The sequence below is a fragment of the Microbacterium sp. NPDC087665 genome, from assembly GCF_044743285.1.
Classification (GTDB): Bacteria; Actinomycetota; Actinomycetes; order Actinomycetales; family Microbacteriaceae; genus Microbacterium.
Map to the genome: position 1 here is coordinate 32,486 of NZ_JBIUWD010000001.1, position 19,261 is coordinate 51,746.

Here is a 19,261-nt window from a genome sequence, read left to right on the forward strand (position 1 = left end):
CCCCTCCGTGCCGACTTCTCAGATGTCGGCGAGGAACCCGTCGAGCGTGCGTCCGAGCACGTCGAGACGCGCACGGTCATCCGCCGAGAGCGACCGGAACGGCTTGCGGCAGTCGCCGAGAGAACCGGCGCCCTCCGCGCTGCGACCCGAGAGGTACTTCGCCGCGGGGAACACGTCGACCGCCACGAGCTCGGCGATGACGTGGTTGATCCGCCCCTGCACCCGCTGCGCGCCCGCCAGATCGCCGGCGTCGAGCAGGGCGCGAGCCGCACGGAAGAGCTCGACCTGCAGGCCGACCGTGGTGCCGATCGTGCCGCGCGCGCCCGCCGCGATGGCGGGCACGAACACCTCGTCAAACCCGTTGATGTAGGCCTTGTCAGGGAACGCCGCCTTCATCCGCTCCAGCGCGTACATGTTGTGCGCCGTCTGCTTCACCCCGATCACCCGGGGGTCGCCGAGCAACTCCGCGCCGGAATCGACGGTGAACTCTGTGCCGGTGAACTGCGGGATGTTGTAGACGATCAGCGGCAGATCGACCGCATCGAGCACGGCCCGGTAGTGATCGATGACCGCCGCGTTGCCGTACGAGTAGTAGATCGGCGGGATCATCGAGATGGCGGATGCTCCGGCCCGATGCGCGCGCTGCGCCAGGTCGATCGCCTCTCGCGTCGACAGGGCACCCACGTGCGCGACGACCGGGATGCGTCCGGCGGCGGCATCCACGGCGGCCTCGACGACCGCCGTGCGCTCGTCGGCGGTCAGCAGCAGCCCCTCGCCCGACGACCCGCAGCAGTAGATGCCCTCCACCCCGCGCGACACGTAGTCGTCGACGAGGGTCGAGATGGCGGCGGTGTCGACCGCGTCGTCGGCGTCGTAGGGAGTGGCGATGGCCGCCATCAGCACGCCGAGGTCGGCGGCGGTCACCATGCCGTCCACCCTCCGTCGACGACCAGGTTGGCGCCGGTCATATAGCTCGAGGCATCCGACAGCAGGAAGACCGCCGCACCGTTGAAGTCGGTCGCATCGGCCATGCGCCCCACCGGGATGCGGTCGGTGTAGTTCTTCTGGAACGTCGCGTCCTGCGTATCGCGCCCCACCCCCGACGGGGTGAGAGTGTTGACGCGGATGCCCTGCCGGCCCCAGTAGGTGGCGCAGTAGCGGGTGAGGTTGTAGAGCCCCGACTTCGCCGCCGAGTAGGCAACGGGCTTCACGAACGGCACGCCCGTCTGCTCCTCCTTGTAGGCGTAGATGTCCTGCACCGGCGAGACCATGCCGTAGATCGACCCCACGTTGATGATCGACCCCGGTCGCCCCGCAGCCCGCATGCGAGAGCCGGCAGCCTGGGTGACGATGAACGTGCCGACGAGGTTGACGTCGACGACCTCGCGGAACACCTCGAGGGGGAAGTCCTCGAACGGACCGGAGACCTCGGGCGGGGCGCTGGGCTGCGTGTCGATGCCGGCGTTGTTGATGACGGCATCCGGCGCCGCACCCCAGTGGCGCTCGATCTCGTCGAGCCCGGCGTTGACGCTCTCCTTAGAGACGATGTCGATCGCGACGGGGAGCAGACGGTCGCTGTCGGCGATGTCGGGGAAGACACTGCGCAACCGCTCGGCGTCGGCGGTGCGCGATGCCACGGCGACCCGCGCACCGCGCGCATGCAGTTCGCGCACGAAGGCGGCACCGATCTGGCCGAGGCCGCCCGTCACGAGGACGATGCGGTGGGAGACGTCAAAGATGTCTGTCATGGCGTGCACTCCTCGACTCAACGCACCGCGAGGCGCGCGAGGTTCTCTCGGTCGTACTCGAGGCCGTTGCCCGGAGTCTGGTTCGGCACGAAGAAGCCGTTCTGCGGCAGCTGCGGCTTGATGACCCCCAGGTCGGTGAGCGTCCCGCCGTCGGTCATCTCACCGAACAGCGCGTTGGGCACCGCGCACAGCACGTTGGCCGTGAGCTCCATGACGAAGTGGGGCGTCATGGGGGCGTTGTACGCGCGACCGAGGGCGGCGATGTCCATGTACGGCGTGATGCCGCCCACGCGACCCACGTCGGCCTGGATGAAGTCGCACGCGTCGGCCACCAGGTACTGGTTGAACTGCTGCAGCGTGTACACGTTCTCGCCGAGGCCGATCGGGATCGGCGAGCGAGCCCGCAGGCGCGCGTGCGACTCGACATCGTCGACCCGCAGCGGCTCCTCGACCCAGTAGAGGTTGAGATCGCGGAAGCGCGTGACGGCCCGCACGGCCTCGCCGTAGGTCCACCCCTGGTTCGCGTCGACCATCAGCGGGTATTCGCCGACCGCTTCACGGATCTTCGTCAGGCGGTACACGTCTTCTTCGAGGTCGGGCTTGCCCACCTTGACCTTGGCGGCTGCGTAGCCGTCGGCCTTCCAGCCCTTGACCTGCTCGACGACCTCTTCGGCCGAGAGGTTGAGGTTGATGCCGCTGCCGTAGAGCGCGACGCGATCGCGCACCTGTCCGAGCAGCTTGGCGAGCGGCTGCTGGTAGTTCTTGCCCAGCAGATCCCACAGAGCGATGTCGATCGCGGCGATCGCGAGAGTGGTCGTGCCGCCGGGGCCGTTGTCGCGCAGGTACTGCCACGAGTGGTGCCAGATGCCGCGCGGGTTGACCTCTTTGCCGATGAGGGTGGGGATGAGCTCGCGCAGCGCGGCCATCATCATCTGCCCGCCGACGCCCGACGTGTGGCTGAAGCCGGTGCCGACGAGTCCGGTGTCGGTCGTGATGTCGGCGAGGATGATCTCGATGTGCGTGACCTTGTGGATCTGATCACCCCACGGCCCCTTGGGCAGGGGGATCCGGGAGAGCTGGATGTCGATGGATTCGATTTTCACGCGTGGTCCTTCCGATGGGCGTGGGGGAATGAGGGGTGTGCGGGGTCAGCCCTTGACGGCGCCGGCTGCGAGGCCGGCGACGAGGCGCTTCTGCACGATGAGGAAGCCGATCACGACGGGGAGCACCGAGAGCACTCCTCCGGCGGTGAGCAGGTCCCAACGGATCTGGTATTCGCCGATGAAGAGGTGCAGTCCCACCGGCAGGGTGCGCGTGGCGGTCTGCGAGGTGAATGTCAGGGCGTAGAGGAACTCGTTCCAGGTCAGGATGAACGCGTACGTTCCCGCCGCGACCATTCCCGGGCGCAGCAGCGGCAGCAGCAGGATGCGGATGATCTGCGCCGAGGATGCTCCGTCGATCTGCCCGGCCTCTTCGATCTCGCGCGGGATGGAGTCCGCGAAGCCCTTGAGCAGCCAGGTCGCGAAGGGGGTGGCGAACGCGGCGTGCACGAGCGCGAGCCCGAGGGTCGTGTCCATCAGCCCCATGCCGCGCAGCTGCCCCTGCAGCGAGATGACGAGCAGCACGGCCGGGAACATCTGGGCGAGCAGCAGACCGATCATCACGGCGCCGCGGCCACGGAAGTCGAACCGCGACATCGCGATCGCCGCCCCGGTCGACACGATCAGGGTGATCGGCACCGCGATCGCCGCCACCAGGAGGCTGTTGCGCAGGTAGCTGAGGAACGGCGTCGTCGTGACGAGCTCCTCGTACGAGGCGATCGTGAACTCCGACGGGATCAGGTTCGCCCCTGCTCCCACGAGCTCTTCGCGGGGAGTGAGCGAGGTGAGGAGCATCACGATGTACGGCCCGAGAACGAGGGCGAGCACACCGATCAGGGCGATGCCGAATCCGGTCTTCCCGGCGTAGCGTCCGACGCGGATGCGTGTGGGCGTCGAGGTACTCATCGGTTGGCGTCCTTCCGGGTGAGGCGAACGTAGAGCGCGATGAACACCGCGAGGAACAGCGCCTGGATGACCGCGTAGGCGGCACCGGAACCGAAGTCGCTCGCCTTGTAGGTGGTGAGGTACGACTCGAGGGCGAGGGTCGTCGACGATGTGCCGGGGCCTCCGCCGGTGAGGATGAAGATCAGGTCGACGTAGTTCGAGGTCCAGATCAAGCGCAGGAGGGTCGTGATGAGGATCGTCGGCAGGATCGCCGGCAGAACCACGTGGCGGAACACCGACACCGGCCCGCATCCGTCGATCTGCGCCGATTCCTTGAGCTCGCCCGACACGCTCTGCAGCGCCGCAAGGATCATGATCGCGAAGAGCGGGATGCCCTGCCAGACGTCGATCATGATGAGCGTCGGCAGTGCGGTGCTGTTCTGCGAGAGGAACTCGATCGGCGCGTCGATGATGCCCGCGCCGAGCAGCCACTGGTTGAGGACTCCGTTGTTGGGGTCGAGGATCCACTTCCACATGAGGGCGACGAGCACGCTCGGGGTGGCCCACGGGATCATGATGAGCCCGCGGTACACACCGCGCATCGGGAACCGGTTGTTGAGCATGAGCGCGAGGCACAGCCCGCCCACGAGCTGGAGCGAGACAGCACCGAACGTCCAGACCGCCGTGCGGCCGAGCGTCGGGTAGAACTCCGCGGTTCCGATGACGCTTGCGAAGTTCTCGAATCCGACGAACTCGAGCACCCCCGTGAACACGCTGACGTCGTTGAGGGAGAACCAGATGGAGCGCACGAGCGGGTAGCCGGCGAACACGGCGACCAGCACGATCGCCGGCGCGAGCAGCACCAGGGGTGCGATCGCGCCGCGCCGGGCCGGGCGACGGCGCCGGGTCACCGGCCGGCGCGGTGCCGGCCGGCCGGTGACGACGGCTTCAGTGAGTGTGGAGCTTGTCATGTCGACTCTCAGCGCAGGACGTCAGCCATCTTGGTCAGCACGTCCTGGCTGCTGATCTCGCCCTGGAACGCCTGCTGGATCAGCGGGTTCCATTCCTTCGCCGCGAGCTCGGCCACACCCGCGAGGGCGGGCCAGGTCTTCGCGGTGCGGATCGCGTCGACGGCGACCGCGAGCTGCGGGTCGCTCGTGTACGCGTCCGAGCTGATGACCGATTCCAGGACGGGCAGCTGGCCCTGCGGCGACGCCGACATCTTCTCGATCTGCGGCTGTTCGCTCAGCCACGAGATCCACTCCCACGCGGCATCCTTCTTGTCCGATCCTTCGAGGATGACGTTCCCGCTCATGCTGCCCAGCGTCGCGCCCGGCTTGCCGTCGCCCGTGGGGATCGGGACCACGCCGAGGTTGTCACCGAAGACGCCCTGCAGTTCCTTCAGGGAGCCGGGGTGGTGGATCATCATGCCCGTGAGTCCCTCGACGAAGTTCGTCTTCACATCGGCGAAGGCCGCGGTGATCGACCCGGGAGGGGCTGCCTGCAGGTCGGTGACGAGGCTCAGGTAGTCCTCGTTGACCTTGACGGCGTCGGCGTCGTCGAGAACGACCTCGCCCTTGTCGTCGACCACGGATGCCCCGCCGGCGTACATCCAGGCGAGCCACTGGTCCTGTCCGCCCGCGCCGCCGCGCACGTCGATGCCGTAGCGTCCGTCGCCGGTGAGCGCGGCCGCGGCGTCGAGCAGGTCCTGCTGCGACTTCGGCGGCTCGAGGCCGAGTTCGGCGAAGTAGTCGACGCGGTAGTAGAGGTACAGCGTCGTGTACTGGTGCGGAAGCATGTAGACCGCGTCGTCGCCGGGCAGCTCTCCGGTCGCCCAGAGGGAGTCGACGACGTCGTCGGACGCGTCCCACTCGTCGATGTAGGGGGTGAGGTCGGCGATGGCGCCCTCCGGCGCGAACTGTCCGAGCCACCAGTCCTTGCTGCGTGCGGCATCGGGGCCGGTGCCGTTCATCGCGGACGACACGAGCTGGTTCTGGTACTGGTCGAGGGGGATGGTCTCGAGCACGACCTCCACGTCGTCCTGCGAGCTGTTGAACTCTTCGGCGAGTTCGGTCCAGGTCGCGTCCGTCGCGTCATCCTGCCAGAGCCAGTACGTGATCTCGACCGGGCCCGACCCTTCGGACTCCGAGGGGGCGCCGCTCGCGCAGCCCGCCGTCAGCGCCGCGACGCCGAGGATGGCGACGGCAGGGAGGAATCTCTTCGTGAAGCTCATGATGTGTACTCCTTCGTCCATCAGTTGAGGGTGTTCGTTCTAGGGTGAAATCGATTTCATGCCGCGTGCGGAAAAGAGTTGATCCATCCGCCCGGTTCAGACGGTCAGATCCGCCGTCGCCCCGAAGGCGATGTCGGGGTAGCGGTTGCGCACGCCGTAGAAGTGCACGTCGAGCTCGTGCACCGCTCGGCGCGCGTCGCCGGCTTCGATCGCATCGATGATGCGGCCGTGCATCGCGGCGATCGCCGGGTCTTCTTCGACCTTGTCGCTCTCCGAGGCGGAGAAGACCACCCAGAAGGAGTGCAGGAACTGGTCGACGAAGGCATTGCCCATGGGGGCCAGGAGGCCGCGATGGAACTTCTGGTCCTGCTCGGCGAAGCTCTCACCGCGCAGCGCCCGCTCCACCATCTCCTCCGACAGGGCGCGCAGGCGCGCCAAATCATCGGGGGTGAGCCGAGGGATGACCATGGGCAGAAGCGACGTCTCGAGCGCGTGCCGCACTTCGAGCAGCTCGCGCGTCGCGACCTCGGGGTCGTCGACGAAGGCGATCCAGCGCGTCGCGAGATCAGACGCGCGGAAGCCCCGCCACACACGGCGCGCACCCTGGCGCGAGACGACCACGCCGAAGGCCTCGAGCACGCCGAGCGCTTCGCGCACACGCTGCCGGCCGAGGCCGAGGTCGTGCCCGAGTTCGGCTTCGGTGGGGAGCGGGTCGCCGGGCTGAAGACCGGAGCGCTGCAGGTGCTGAGCGAGGCGGCGGTAGAGCGCATCAGACAAGTCAGTGTCTTCACTGAGATATTTGTCTGACATCTTCTGTCGCTCCTTCGCGATTTTCTGGGCCTCGGTGCCGAGATTGAGCCTAGCTGTCGGTCAAGTTGTCGTCAAGTATCCGAAACACGGAACCTAAAAACCGCGACTTGTCCTACAAGTCAGTGCGATGAAACGACGGATGCCGCGGGGGCACTCCCCCGCGGCATCCGTCACCGTACTGCTGGCTAGCGTCAGGCGAGCCAGGCCGGCGCACGCCCGCGCAGCACACCGCGGTCGACCGAGAACCGACCGGCGCCGGTGAACGCGAGCGCCAGGGCGACCGCGCCGAGAACGGCCACAAACTCGTAGCCGCCCTCACCGACCCAGAGGCCCGCGGGCAGGTGCACGAGCACCAGGGCGACGAGCATGTCGACCGCGAGCAGGATGCCCGCGAGACGCGTGAACAGACCGACGAGAAGCATCGCTCCGCCGATCAACTCGACGAAGGCGACGAGCGGTGCCGCGATCTCGGGCAGGGGCACGCCCATGCCCGCGAAGCTGCCGATCGTGCCGGCGAGCGTGTACTCGAAGATCTTCTGCGCACCGTGTGCGACGAAGATCGCGCCGACGACGACGCGGAGGACCAGGAGTCCCCACGAGGTGGCGGCGGTGTTGCGGGCGGTGGTGTTCGTCATGAGGAGGCCTTCCTTCGTGGCAGGACACCGCGCCAGGCGCGGAGCGGGCGGGGGAACCCACCATCGACGCTAGGGAACACCACCTTTCGATCTCCTGTGTTGCGCCATCCCCGGATCCCGGAACGGCAAGAAGGACGGATGCCCGAACCACGGGCATCCGTCCTCCGAAACAGCACTCAGCGGTTCGCGGCGACCACCTCGGCCACGGCGGTGCGCTCGGCGTCGGTCGGCTCGGCGATCGCCATGCGGCAGTACGCGTCGACCACGTTCAGCACGCGGTACGCCTCTTTCATGCGGGCCATGTCTCCGCCGATGAGCGAGACGACGTCGTCGACCGCGGTCTGGGCGGCGGCGATCGCCCCGGCATCGCCCGAGCGGCCGGCATCCGCGAGAGCGCGGAACGGCTTCGGGGTGACCGACGAGACGCCCGAGACGACGCCCTGCGCGCCGGCGTTGACGGCGGCGATGAGGTCGCGGTCGGCTCCGGTGTAGAGGTCGAAGTCGGCGGGAACCACGGCGCGGTACGCGGCGATCTCGTCGAGCGACAGCTCGCTGAGCTTCGCGCCCACCACGTTCGGCAGTGCCGAGAGCCGCACGAGCAGCTCGGGCGAGACGGTGTTGCCGCTGCGCGCCGGGTAGATGTACACGTACAGGCGCCCGTCGCCGACGGCATCCGACACCGCCTGGTAGTAGTCGAAGATCGCGTCTTCGGTCGACTTCAGGTAGTACGGGGTGAGGGCTGCGAACTCGGTCGCGCCGAGGCCCTTGGCGATCTCGACGAGGCGCACGGCCTCGAAGGTGCTGGGCTGACCGACGTGCACGATCACGCGCATCTTGTCGGCGAGCTCTTCGACGGCCGCACCCACGAGAGCGGTGAACTCCGCGACGTCGACGGCGGGGAACTCCCCCGTCGTGCCGAGCACGAAGGCGCCCTCGTTGCCCGACTGGCCCACGAAGCGGAAGATCGCACGCGAGCCTTCCAGGTCGAGGCTGCCGTCGCGGTGGAACGCCGTGGGAACGGCGGTCACGATGTCGTAGCGGGTCACTTCTCGTTCTCCTTGGAGTTCTTGCGCGCCTTGCGGCGTGCGCGGGGGGATGCATCGACGTTGCGCACCGTGGAGGTGAGCAGGTCGGGTTGGGATGCGAGTTCGTCGTGCGCCTTCTCGATCTGCTGGATGCTCTCGTCGTGCAGGATCGAGTCGGCGAGCGAGGCGCGCTCGTCGCGCGGCTTGCGGGCGGCGCGGATGGCCGGCATCACGATCGAGAACACGGCGAGGGCGAGCAGCGCGATCGCGATCGGGCTGACGACCTCGAAGAACGGACGCGTGGGCAGGATCGCCAAGGTGCGAGCGAGGTTCTCCTCGGCCAGCGGGCCGAGCAGCAGACCCAGCACGACGGGGCCCGCGGGCACCTGCATGCGCTTGAGCATCACGCCGATGACGCCGAACACGAGCATCGTCACGACGGTCGACAGGCTGTTCGACGTGGCGTAGGTGCCGATGATGCAGAAGATCAGGATGCCGCTCCACAGGTACGGCTGCGGCACGTCGAGCAGCTTCACCATGCCCTTCATGCGCACCAGGCTCAGCGCGAGCGACAGGATCGTCGCGATCAGCATGATGCCGACGATCGAGACGACGAGGTCGGGGCGGTTGGTGAACAGCGTCGGGCCGGGGGTGATGCCCCAGATGATCATCGAGCCGATCATGACGGCCATGACGGAGTCGCCGGGGATGCCGAGCGCCATCGTGGTCGTGAGCGATCCGCCGAGCGTGGCACTCGAGGCCGTGTCGCTCGCGGCGACGCCCTCGATCGAGCCCTTGCCGAACATCTCGGGGTGCTTCGACGCCTTGCGTGCCCGCTCCCAACCGATGAGGCCGGCGATATCGCCGCCCGCTGCGGGGATCAGGCCGACGCCGAGGCCGACGGCGCCGCCGACCGCGGTCGCGCGGCCCGACTGCTTGAGTTCCGCCTTGTTCGGCCACCAGCGACCGAGGCTCGAGATTGGCCGCACGTTCGACTTCTTGTACGTGAGCAGCTGGTCGAACAGCTCGGCGATGCCGAAGAGACCAATGATCACGGCGATGAAGTTGACGCCCTCGACGAGCTCCAGCACCCCGAAGGTGAAACGCTGGTCGGCGGTCGCGGCGTACGTGCCGACGGTGCCGAGCATGAGACCGAAGAGACCGGCGAGGATGCCCTTGAGCATCGACTTCGACGAGATGCCGATCATGATCGAGATGCCGAAGATGACCAGGGCGAACAGCTCCGGCGACTTGAAGTAGTCGCGGGCGAAGCTGGCGATCGGTACGGCGGCGACTGCGAACAGCACGAGGGAGGCGAGGATGCCCACCGCCGAGACGATCGCGGAGATGGTGAGCGCGAGCCCCGCCCTGCCCTGTTTCGCCATCGGATATCCGTCGAGGGTGGTGGCGATGGATGCCGGGGTGCCGGGTGTGTTGATGAGGATCGACGGCACGCGGTCACCGAAGTTCGCGGCGACGTAGATCGTGAGCAGCACCGCAAGGCCCTGCACCGGCTCGAGGGTCATCGTGAAGCCGGCGGCGAGCGCGACCGCCATGGTCGCGGTGATGCCGGGGAAGGCTCCGACCATGAAGCCGAGCACGAGGCCGACGAGCATGTAGAGCAGGATCGAGATGTCGAGGAGCGAGTTCAGCCCCTCCATGAGTGCGTTCACAGGGGAATCCTCAAGAGCATCCCGAACACGACGTAGACGAACGCCGTGAGGGAGACGGAGTAGATGATCAGGCTGATCCAGCGGCGGTGGCCGTAGAGCAGCATGAGGGCGGCCATCAGCACGGCGGCGGCGATCGGGAAGACCTCGATGCGGTAGCCGAAGAGGATGACGGTGCTGAGCGACCACACGGCGATGAAGGCACCGGTGATGGCGAGCGTGGCGATGACGCGAACGTAGCCGCCGGGCTGGATCTGCTCGAGGTCTTCGCGGGTGGGTGCCGGCTTGGCCAGCGCGAACGCCAGGATCGCGACGGCGATCACGACGGCGGTGATGCCGATGACCAGGGGCCAGAAGCGGGCGTCGATCTGCCCGGGGGCGGCCTCACGGCGCAGAGGGATCTGCGTGGTGAGGAACACGTAGCCGGAGCTGAAGGCGAGGGCGACGATGCCGAAGACGATCTCGAGCCGCTTCGAAGCGGGTGCGCCTTCGTACTCGTCCGACGCCGCCGGGTCTGTCGTGATGTCGGGGGTGGACATCTGTGTCTCCTTCTTTGGAGGGGAACGGGTGCGGGGCCGGCGGTGGGCCGGCCCCGCAGCGGTGTTCTCAGCCCAGGAGGTCCTTGAACAGCGTGAACTGCTCGTCGACGTAGGTGGTCCATTCGGCCGAGTCGCGGTACACGACCAGGTTTCCGGCATCCGCCTGGAACTGCTGGTAGCTGTCGGACTCGACGGCTTCCTTGACGGCGGCCTCGAGGACCTCCTTGACGTCGTCCGGCAGGCCCTTGGGGGCGTAGATGCCGCCCCAGCCGCCGAACACGACGTCTTCGCCGATGGCCTCTTCGACCGTCTCGACGTCTTCGGCGTCGGGGTGGCGCTCGTCGTTCATGACGGCGAGGATGCGCACGGCGTCGCCCTGCGCGAGGGCTTCGCCGAGGCCCGAGACGGCGGCGACGGTCTCGCCGGATGCCGCTGCGGCGACGGCGGTCGCGCCACCGTCGTAGGGAACCGGGGTGAAGGTGGCGCCGGTGGCGTCGCCGAGGCCGAGGGTCGCGGCTTCCCAGATCGAGCCCGCACCGGAGTTGGCGACCGTGACGGCGCCGGCCTCTGCCTGCGCGACGAGGTCTTCGAGGGTCTCGATGCCGCTGTTCGCGCCGACCGTGATGACGCCGGGGGCGAGCATGATCTGACCGAGCAGGTCGAAATCGTCGGGCTGCACGTTGGCGCCCTGGGTGGTGTTGAGCATGGCGATCTCCACCGGCGCGAAGCCGATGACGTAGCCGTCGGCGTCCTGAGCGCCGACGTACTCCATGGCGAGAGCACCGGCAGCGCCGGGCATGTTCTCGGGGATGACGCTCACGCCGAGGATCTTCTCGAGCTCGGTCGCGAGTGCACGCGACGACAGGTCGGATCCACCGCCCGGGTTCGCCTGGATGATCAGTCGGATGTCGTTCTCGGGGAATGCCGTCGCGGCATCTTCGTTCTCCTCGACCTTGGTGCAGGCCGAGAGGACGAGGGCGGTGGCTGCGAGGGCGGCGATTGCGGCGGCCGCCCGGGTGATGCGCTTGCGGGGCATCTTTGCTCCTCTACGTGGGTCGACCGTGTTGTCGACATTCGCGAGGCTAGCAGTGTTGACTGTTAACAGTCAACACTCGGTGAGTCAGTCCCGCGCGGAGATCTCGCTGAGCATGCGATCGCGCGCGCCGTCGAGGTGCGCAGCGAGTACGGTCGACGCCTGCTCGGGCGTGCCGGTGCGCATGACGTCCATGAGAGTGAAGTGGTCGCCCGAGGACTCGTGCAGGTCTTCGTCGTGGTTGATCGTGACCTCGAGCAGCGCCGCGAAGGTCGGCAGGTACTGGCTCCACGCCCCCTCGAGGCGCGGGTGGTCGGCGAGCGCGTAGATCTGCGAGTGGAAGTCGAGGTCGGCGGTCACGAACGCCGCGTGATCACCGGCATCCGCCGCCGCTCCCATGCGCCCGACGGCAGCGGCCATCGGCGCCCAGCGCGACGCATCGTCGACGCGCATCGCCCGCGAGAGCGCGAGCTGCTCGAGCGCACCGCGCAGGCTGTAGAGCTGGTCGACGTCGTCTTTCGTGAGCCCGGTGATGTAAACGCCGCGCGGACGCTGCACCTCGACGAGGTTCTCGAAGCTCAACTGCGTGAGGGCATCGCGGATCGGACCGCGGCTCACGTCGAACTCCTCCGCCAGCGCCTCTTCGGTGATGCGGGTGCCGGGGGCGAGTTCTCCGCGCACGATGCGCTGCCGCAGGGCACGCGCCACCTGGGCGCCGAGGGATTCTGCTCGCTTGACCATCTGTGTCACGCCGACCTCCTGTTAACAGTTGACAGGATACACACCGGGCGCTCGCTCGGGCCGTGCGACGCTTGCGAAGTCAGTCGCGGGCTTCGCGCGGGTTCCAGAGAACGACCTCGGTGGAACGGCGCATGCGTCGGCCACCCGGCATCGGCACCACACCGGCGGAACCGGCGGCGAACACCCGCACACCGGGGCGGTTCTCGCGCTCGGCGCGCAGCGCGGCTTCGAGCTCGGTGACGCGGCGGCGGAGCATCCGCGTCTCGTCTTCCAGGTCGAGCAGCCGCGCGATCGCAGGCAGGCTCATCCCTTCGGAGGAGAGCTGCGCGACCTCGCGCAGCTGCTCGATGTTGCGGCGGGAGTATCGGCGGGATCCCCCACGCGTGCGGCCCGGGGTCACCAGGCCGATGCGGTCGTACTGCCGCAGCGTCTGCGGGTGCATGCCCGCGAGTTCGGCGGCCATGGCGATCGCGAAGACCGGGGTGTCAGCGTCCATGACGCGCCCCTTCGCCGGGTCGCACCGAGCGCTCAGGGACCGGGAAGAGTACCCGGTTCCTGAGCGAGCGGAGCGAGACGAAACACGTCATCGCCGAGCCTTCGCCATGAGTTCGGCACGAGGGTTCTCGGTCGGCTCCAGAGCCTGGAACTTCTCGAGGGCTTCGCGCGCGGCCTCGTCGAGGTGCGTCGGCACGGCGACCTGCAGCTCGGCGAGAAGATCGCCGGTGCCCTTGCTCGTCGTGACGCCGCGGCCCTTGACGCGCAGCACCCGCCCGGAGGGGGTGCCGGGTGCGACGCGCAGCTTGACGACGTCGCCGCCGAGCGTCGGAACCTCGATGGTCGCGCCGAGCGTCGCCTCGGTGAACGTCACCGGAACGACGAGACGCAGGTTCAGCCCATCGCGGGTGAAGACGGGGTGCGGTCGCACCGCGATCTGCACCACGATGTCACCGCTCTCTCCCCCATCCGGCGACGGACGACCGCGACCGCGCAGACGGATCTTCTGCCCGTCGGCGACCCCGGCCGGGATCTTCACCTTGAAAGGCTTGCCGTCTTCGCCCTGCAGCGAGATCGTCTCCCCTTGCACGGCGGTGATGAAGTCGAGCGTGGTGCGCGCGGTCACGTCGGCACCGCGCTGCGGCCCGCCGTACCCTCGGAAGCCCCCGGACGTCTGGCCGAACCGGCCGTTACCGAAGCCGCCCTGACCCTGATTGAACATCGCGAAGATGTCCTCGAAGTCGGCCGTCTGCCCACGGCCCTGCTGACCGTAGCGGCTGAAGACGTCTTCGAACCCGCCGGCGCTCGAGCCGGGCGCCGTGAAACGGGCACCCGAGCCCATGGCGCGGATCTCGTCGTACTCCTTGCGCTGCTCGGAGTCGGAGAGCACCGAGTAGGCCTCGCTGATCTCCTTGAACTTTTCCTCTGCTTTGGCGTCGCCCGCGTTGGAGTCCGGGTGGTACTTGCGCGCGAGCTTGCGGTACGCCTTCTTGAGGTCGGCGTCGCTCACGTCCTTCGAGACCCCGAGGGTCTTGTAGAAGTCCTTATCGAACCAATCCTGGCTAGCCATTCATCACCTACTCTGCAGGAACGGCGACGACGACCTTCGCAGGACGCAGCTCGACGTCTCCGAGGCGGTAGCCCACCTCGACGACTTCGAGGATCGTGGTCTTGTCGACGCCGGGCGTCGGCTGCTGGAAGATCGCCTCGTGGCGCTGCGGGTCGAATTCCTCGCCCTTCTCGCCGTACGAGACGACACCGAGACGCTCCACGATCACGCGCACCTTGTCGGCGATCACGGCGAAGGGCGTGCCCTCGACCAGGTCGCCGTGCTGGCTGGCGCGGTCGAGATCGTCGAGCACGGGGATGAGGCCCTTCACGGCCTCGCCCTTCGCACGCTCGATCTCGACCTGGCGCTGCTCTTCGGTACGGCGACGGTAGTTCGCGTACTCGGCCTGCAGGCGCTTGAGGTCGTTCAGCAGCGTCGACTCGAGGTCGGCGAGCACGACGTCTTCCGCCGCGGCCTCGCCGGTCTGGGTAGCGCCGAGGATGTCGTCGACCGTGAGGTCGTCGGGGGCGCCGTCGACCGGCGTCTCGTCCGAGCCCTCGGCCGCTGCGGCCTCGGTGGAGTCCGGGTTCTGCGGCGCGGGGCCGGATGCCTGAGCATCCGACCCCTCACCGTGAACCCCGGCGTTTTCGTCGAAGTTCTTGTCAACCATGATTACTTCTTCTCGTCCTCGTCGTCGACGACCTCGGCGTCGATGACGTCTTCCTCGGAGGAGGGAGCGTCACCCGCGGGGGCGTCACCTTCGGGAGCAGCCGCGGCATCCGCCTGGGACTGCGCGTAGATCGCCTCGCCCAGCTTCGTCTGCGACTCGTTGAGCTTGTCGAACGCCGTCTTCACGGCCTCGTCGTCGTCGCCGGCGAGAGCCGTCTTGAGGGCGTCGACATCAGCCTGGACCGACTCCTTGACGTCGGCCGGGAGCTTGTCGTCGTTGTCCTTGATCAGCTTGTCGATCGAGTACGCGAGGGTCTCGGCCTGGTTGCGGACCTCGGCAGCCTCACGGCGCTTCTTGTCTTCCGCAGCGTTCTCCTCGGCCTCGCGCACCATGCGCTCGATGTCGTCCTTCGACAGCGACGAACCACCGGTGATCGTCATCGACTGCTCCTTGCCCGTGCCCTTGTCCTTGGCGGACACGTGCACGATGCCGTTCGCATCGATGTCGAAGGTGACCTCGACCTGCGGGACGCCACGGGGAGCCGGGGCGATTCCGGTGAGCTCGAAGGTTCCGAGCGGCTTGTTGTCGCGGGTGAACTCGCGCTCGCCCTGGAAGACCTGGATCGCGACCGACGGCTGGTTGTCGTCTGCCGTGGTGAAGGTCTCGCTGCGCTTGGTCGGGATCGCGGTGTTGCGGTCGATGAGCTTGGTCATCATTCCGCCCTTGGTCTCGATGCCGAGGCTCAGCGGGGTGACGTCGATGAGCAGGACGTCCTTGCGCTCGCCCTTCAGGACACCGGCCTGCAGGGCGGCGCCGACGGCGACGACCTCATCCGGGTTGACGCCCTTGTTGGCTTCCTTGCCGGTCTCGCGCTTGACGAGCTCGGCGACGGCGGGCATACGGGTCGATCCACCGACGAGGACGATGTGGTCGATGTCGGCGACCTTGATGCCGGCTTCGCGGATGACATCCTCGAACGGCTTCTTGGTGCGGTCGAGCAGGTCCTTCGTCAGGTCCTCGAACTTGGCGCGGGTCACGGTCTCGCTGAGCGACACGGGGCCCGAGTCGGTGAGCGACAGGTACGGGAGGTTGATGGAGGTGCTCGTCGAGGACGACAGCTCCTTCTTCGCCTGCTCCGCAGCCTCCTTGAGACGCTGCAGGGCGATCTTGTCACCCGAGACGTCGACGCCCGTGGTCGCCTTGAACTGCTGGATCAGGTAGTCGACGAGACGCTGGTCCCAGTCGTCTCCACCGAGGCGGTTGTCACCGGCGGTCGAGCGCACCTGGATGGTCGAGAAGTCGTCGTCCTTGCCCACTTCGAGCAGCGAGACGTCGAACGTTCCGCCACCGAGGTCGAAGACCAGGATGAGCTCGTCTTCCTTGCCACGGTCGAGACCGTAGGCGAGGGCCGCAGCGGTGGGCTCGTTGATGATGCGCAGCACGTTGAGGCCCGCGATCTCACCGGCCTCTTTGGTGGCCTGACGCTCGGCGTCGTTGAAGTACGCGGGGACGGTGATGACCGCATCGGTCACGGTGTCGCCCAGGTACGACTCGGCGTCGCGCTTGAGCTTCATGAGGATGCGCGCGGAGATCTCCTGCGGCGTCCACTTCTTGCCGTCGACATCGAAAGTCCAGTCGGTACCGATGTGACGCTTGACCGACGCGATGGTGCGGTCGACGTTGGTGACGGCCTGGCGCTTGGCGGTCTCGCCGACCAGCACCTCGCCGTCCTTGGTGAAGGCGACCACCGACGGGGTGGTGCGGAAGCCTTCGGCGTTGGCGATGACCTTCGGCTCGCCGCCCTCGAGGACGCTGACGACGGAGTTCGTCGTACCGAGGTCGATTCCCACAGCACGTGCCATGTTGTTCTCCTTTGTGTAGCTGACGTTGATTGGTCTGAAATCTGCGGCGGTCAGGAAAACCTGAGTCGCGATGACTCAACTGTACCTGGACGCCGAATGTCTGTCAAACAAACTTGATATGAATTGGCTCAACTTTGAATTCGCGGTCTCTGCGGCGGTCGGCAATCGGTCACCCGTCACAACTCCTCAGATTCTGGCCGGACGGCACTGATCCGGCGCGCGAGACCCGGGAATCGGGCGCTTTTGAGGAGTTGTGCGCGCCGCCTCCGGCCATAACTCAGGACGGATGCCGCCCGCGCACCCGTTTCCGCACCCACCCGGCCCCCGAGCAGCCGGTTGTCCTGAGTTATGGCCGGCTCCTCCGCCGGCCGGCCGGCCGGAGCATGCCAGGATAGGAGTTAGGCGAGCCTTACCCGACTGCAGGGCTCGCGGCGGCGTCGCCCGGGCGGCGCGGCCGCATCCCTCCGAGACGGCATCCGCGACGAACATCGGTGAGGAGGATGCTGTGAACGACACCCCCGAGTACGACGTGCTCATCATCGGAGGCGGGCCCGCCGGGCTCTCGGCCGCCCTCAACCTCGGCCGCTCTCTCGCCCGCGTGCTCGTGGTCGATGCCGACCGTCCGCGCAACGCCGCGACGCTCAACTCCCACGGCTTCCTCACGCGCGACGGCATCCCGCCGCATGAGCTGCGGCGTCTCGCCCGCGAAGAGCTCGCGGCTTACCCGAACGTCGAGGTGCGATCCCGGATACGGGTCGTGTCGCTGCGACGGACGGATGCCTCGTTCACCGCCGAGATCGGGCGACGCGAGCCCGCCGGCACCGCGTCGGCTGCGGCCGTGCTGCTCGCGACGGGGTTGCGCGAGACCTTGCCCGAGGTGCCGAATCTGCGCGGCTTCTACGGCATCAGTCTGTTCAGCTGCGCCGCCTGCGACGCGTGGGAGTTGCAGGGCCGGCGACTCGCACTGATCGGCGAAACGGCCGACCTCGCCGACCGCGCCCGGCTCATCGCACGCTGGACCGAGAGCCTCACGGTGTTCACGAACGGCACCGCGGCGGTAAGCGCCGCGCAGGAGGCGGACCTCGCCACTGCGGGGGTGGTCGTGCAGCGGCATCCGATCGTCGAGCTGATCGGAGACCGCGGTCGCCTCGAGGCCGTGCGCCTCTCCGATGGCGCGGTCATCGCGGTCGACGGCGGATTCGTGCGGCCGGAGTGGGATGCCTCGCTGCCCTTTCTCGAGGGCATCGACCCCGCCCGCGACGATGCCGGGCATCTGCTCACCGACCGCGCCGGACGCACCGACGTGCCGGGGCTGTACTCGGCCGGTGACATCGCGGCTCCCGGTCCGCAGCAGCTGATCGTCGCTGCCGGAGCCGGCGCACGGGTCGCGGCGGTCATCGTGCACGACGGACTCGGCATCGCGACCGCGCACTGAAACTGCACAGCCCTCGCACGACCGACCCACGTGCACAGATGCCGGAGGTGGGCAGTGCTGCCCTGGGCATGGGGAACGCTGCGGGTTTAGGCTGACCGGCATGACCCGCACTCGCTTCGCCCGACTCGCCGCTGCCACCGTCGTCGCCGTGGCGTTGCTGCCATTGAGCGGGTGCGTCTACGCGCAGATCCCCACCGATGTTCCCGCCGCCGAGCCCAGCGCGTCGTCTGAGCCGAGTGAGACGCCTAGCGACGAGCCGAGCACGTCGTCAGAGACGCTCACCTTCGCCGAGGGACTCGACCTCACCAGCTCGTCGTTCGTGCAGTGGGGCGACGGGCTGATGGTCGACGACGAGTGGAAGGTCGCCTCGCCCGACGACGGCAACGGAAACTGGAGCTACAGCACCCTCGACGACTCCTGCACGGTGCACTTCTGGCAGGGCCTGCTCGGCGCCGGCATCGCGGTGCCCGGCGACGACAGTGCGACGACCGATGCTCTGATCGCGGCGATCCTGGGCGGCGCCCCCGCCGACGTCACCCCGAACGCCCAGAACGGCGAGCTCAGCTACCAGCTCGGCGGCAGCGGCGGTGTCGACGCGCGCCAGGTGATCGGCGAGGAGACCGGGCGTACGTGGATCATGACGGCCCGCGGTTTCAGCCAGGTCGGCGCAGGGCTCTACATGATCGCGGACTGCACGGGAACCAAGGCCGATGTCGAGGCGATCATCGACCAGGTCAACGCCAAGAGCGCCGTCATCGTCGTGCCGTGAGCCGTTTCGCCCAGCCGGAAGACTGAGCCGGGTCACTTGCCTCCGGGCGGGCCGACCAGCAGAAGAACCACATAGAGCCCGACGATCGCGATGACGAGCAGCGCGGCGAGCACCCACGGGCGACGCAGCAACCAGCGCATCAGCCGGTCGTACCAGCGGCGGTCGCGCGGATCGTCGGTGGCGTCGAGGCGCCAGGGGCCGTCGAGGTGCCCGGTGCGGTGCAGCCAGATCTCCATCGGGATGGTCGCGTAGGGCACGACGGCACTGGCAACGGCCAACACCGCGACGCCGATGTGCCAACGCTGATTCACCGCCACCAGCAGAGCTGTCGCTCCGTAGGCGAGGAACACGAACCCGTGGATGCCTCCGCCGATCGTCACCACGACGCCCGGCGCTCCCACGGCGCGGGCGATGATCGCGCCGATCAGGATGGTCCAGGTGATGGCCTCGGCGATCGCGAGAACTCGGTACAGGCGGTCGGGCGAACGGAACACGGCACTCCTCGGGTGGGGGGGTGGTTCCAGGCTATCGGGGGCACCTATGGCCTCCGGGCGAGGAATACC

The 19,261-nt window shown here is 67.9% G+C and carries 20 protein-coding genes; 2 read left to right on the forward strand and 18 right to left on the reverse strand.

Features of this window, described 5'->3' with window-relative positions:
- Window positions 1–18 precede the first annotated feature (18 nt).
- The 17 genes from ACIOSY_RS00160 to dnaK all read right to left on the reverse strand — a co-directional run bounded on the left by ACIOSY_RS00160 (window position 19) and on the right by dnaK (window position 16,494).
- A complete protein-coding gene (locus ACIOSY_RS00160) occupies window positions 19–927 on the reverse strand; it encodes a dihydrodipicolinate synthase family protein (RefSeq protein WP_400847125.1) in 909 nt (302 codons plus the stop codon).
- Window positions 921–1,748, reverse strand: coding sequence for an SDR family oxidoreductase (locus ACIOSY_RS00165; RefSeq protein ID WP_400847128.1), 828 nt, complete (start codon window positions 1,746–1,748; stop codon window positions 921–923). Before ACIOSY_RS00165 ends, ACIOSY_RS00160 begins: the two co-directional genes overlap by 7 nt.
- 17 nt (window positions 1,749–1,765) lie before the next feature.
- Window positions 1,766–2,851, reverse strand: a complete 1,086-nt coding sequence (locus ACIOSY_RS00170) for a mandelate racemase/muconate lactonizing enzyme family protein (protein WP_400847131.1) — start codon at window positions 2,849–2,851, stop codon at window positions 1,766–1,768.
- 45 nt (window positions 2,852–2,896) lie between these two features.
- Window positions 2,897–3,754 carry a carbohydrate ABC transporter permease gene (locus tag ACIOSY_RS00175; RefSeq protein ID WP_400847135.1) on the reverse strand — a complete coding sequence of 286 codons (858 nt, stop codon included), beginning with the start codon at window positions 3,752–3,754 and terminating at the stop codon, window positions 2,897–2,899.
- Window positions 3,751–4,704, reverse strand: a complete 954-nt coding sequence (locus ACIOSY_RS00180; RefSeq protein ID WP_400847138.1) for a carbohydrate ABC transporter permease — start codon at window positions 4,702–4,704, stop codon at window positions 3,751–3,753. The genes ACIOSY_RS00175 and ACIOSY_RS00180 overlap by 4 nt, the downstream gene beginning before the upstream one ends.
- 8 nt (window positions 4,705–4,712) lie before the next feature.
- Window positions 4,713–5,966 carry an ABC transporter substrate-binding protein gene (locus ACIOSY_RS00185; protein ID WP_400847142.1) on the reverse strand — a complete coding sequence of 418 codons (1,254 nt, stop codon included), beginning with the start codon at window positions 5,964–5,966 and terminating at the stop codon, window positions 4,713–4,715.
- A 96-nt stretch (window positions 5,967–6,062) separates the two neighbouring features.
- Window positions 6,063–6,743, reverse strand: a complete 681-nt coding sequence (locus ACIOSY_RS00190) for a FadR/GntR family transcriptional regulator (RefSeq protein WP_400847145.1) — start codon at window positions 6,741–6,743, stop codon at window positions 6,063–6,065.
- Between the two features lie 224 nt (window positions 6,744–6,967).
- Window positions 6,968–7,411 carry a DoxX family protein gene (locus tag ACIOSY_RS00195; RefSeq protein ID WP_400847148.1) on the reverse strand — a complete coding sequence of 148 codons (444 nt, stop codon included), beginning with the start codon at window positions 7,409–7,411 and terminating at the stop codon, window positions 6,968–6,970.
- A 176-nt stretch (window positions 7,412–7,587) separates the two neighbouring features.
- Window positions 7,588–8,457: a dihydrodipicolinate synthase family protein gene (locus ACIOSY_RS00200; RefSeq protein WP_400847151.1), complete on the reverse strand. Its 870-nt coding sequence runs from the start codon at window positions 8,455–8,457 to the stop codon at window positions 7,588–7,590.
- Window positions 8,454–10,109, reverse strand: a complete 1,656-nt coding sequence (locus ACIOSY_RS00205; RefSeq protein ID WP_400847154.1) for a tripartite tricarboxylate transporter permease — start codon at window positions 10,107–10,109, stop codon at window positions 8,454–8,456. The genes ACIOSY_RS00200 and ACIOSY_RS00205 overlap by 4 nt, the downstream gene beginning before the upstream one ends.
- Window positions 10,106–10,645: a tripartite tricarboxylate transporter TctB family protein gene (locus ACIOSY_RS00210; RefSeq protein ID WP_400847157.1), complete on the reverse strand. Its 540-nt coding sequence runs from the start codon at window positions 10,643–10,645 to the stop codon at window positions 10,106–10,108. Before ACIOSY_RS00210 ends, ACIOSY_RS00205 begins: the two co-directional genes overlap by 4 nt.
- Before the next feature lie 67 nt (window positions 10,646–10,712).
- On the reverse strand, window positions 10,713–11,681 hold the full coding sequence (locus tag ACIOSY_RS00215; RefSeq protein ID WP_400847160.1) for a tripartite tricarboxylate transporter substrate binding protein: 969 nt from the start codon (window positions 11,679–11,681) through the stop codon (window positions 10,713–10,715).
- 84 nt (window positions 11,682–11,765) lie between these two features.
- The gene (locus ACIOSY_RS00220; protein WP_400849053.1) at window positions 11,766–12,419 is read right to left on the reverse strand and encodes a GntR family transcriptional regulator; all 654 of its coding nucleotides are present in this window, start codon (window positions 12,417–12,419) and stop codon (window positions 11,766–11,768) included.
- 79 nt (window positions 12,420–12,498) lie between these two features.
- Complete coding sequence (locus tag ACIOSY_RS00225) at window positions 12,499–12,915, reverse strand: heat shock protein transcriptional repressor HspR (RefSeq protein WP_400847163.1); 417 nt, start codon at window positions 12,913–12,915, stop codon at window positions 12,499–12,501.
- Window positions 12,916–13,002: 87 nt separating this feature from the next.
- On the reverse strand, window positions 13,003–13,983 hold the full coding sequence (locus tag ACIOSY_RS00230; RefSeq protein WP_400847166.1) for a DnaJ C-terminal domain-containing protein: 981 nt from the start codon (window positions 13,981–13,983) through the stop codon (window positions 13,003–13,005).
- 7 nt (window positions 13,984–13,990) lie between these two features.
- Window positions 13,991–14,632 carry a nucleotide exchange factor GrpE gene (locus tag ACIOSY_RS00235; protein WP_400847169.1) on the reverse strand — a complete coding sequence of 214 codons (642 nt, stop codon included), beginning with the start codon at window positions 14,630–14,632 and terminating at the stop codon, window positions 13,991–13,993.
- A 2-nt stretch (window positions 14,633–14,634) separates the two neighbouring features.
- Window positions 14,635–16,494, reverse strand: coding sequence for a molecular chaperone DnaK (gene dnaK / locus ACIOSY_RS00240; RefSeq protein WP_400847172.1), 1,860 nt, complete (start codon window positions 16,492–16,494; stop codon window positions 14,635–14,637).
- 505 nt (window positions 16,495–16,999) lie between these two features.
- Between dnaK and ACIOSY_RS00245 the strand changes: the two genes are divergently transcribed.
- Window positions 17,000–17,929 carry an NAD(P)/FAD-dependent oxidoreductase gene (locus ACIOSY_RS00245; protein WP_400847175.1) on the forward strand — a complete coding sequence of 310 codons (930 nt, stop codon included), beginning with the start codon at window positions 17,000–17,002 and terminating at the stop codon, window positions 17,927–17,929.
- 100 nt (window positions 17,930–18,029) lie between these two features.
- Window positions 18,030–18,698 carry a hypothetical protein gene (locus ACIOSY_RS00250; protein ID WP_400847178.1) on the forward strand — a complete coding sequence of 223 codons (669 nt, stop codon included), beginning with the start codon at window positions 18,030–18,032 and terminating at the stop codon, window positions 18,696–18,698.
- Between the two features lie 32 nt (window positions 18,699–18,730).
- Here ACIOSY_RS00250 and ACIOSY_RS00255 read toward each other — a convergent pair whose 3' ends face one another.
- Window positions 18,731–19,192 (reverse strand): DUF3817 domain-containing protein, encoded by a 462-nt coding sequence (locus tag ACIOSY_RS00255; protein ID WP_400847181.1) that lies wholly within the window; start codon window positions 19,190–19,192, stop codon window positions 18,731–18,733.
- Window positions 19,193–19,261 lie beyond the last annotated feature (69 nt).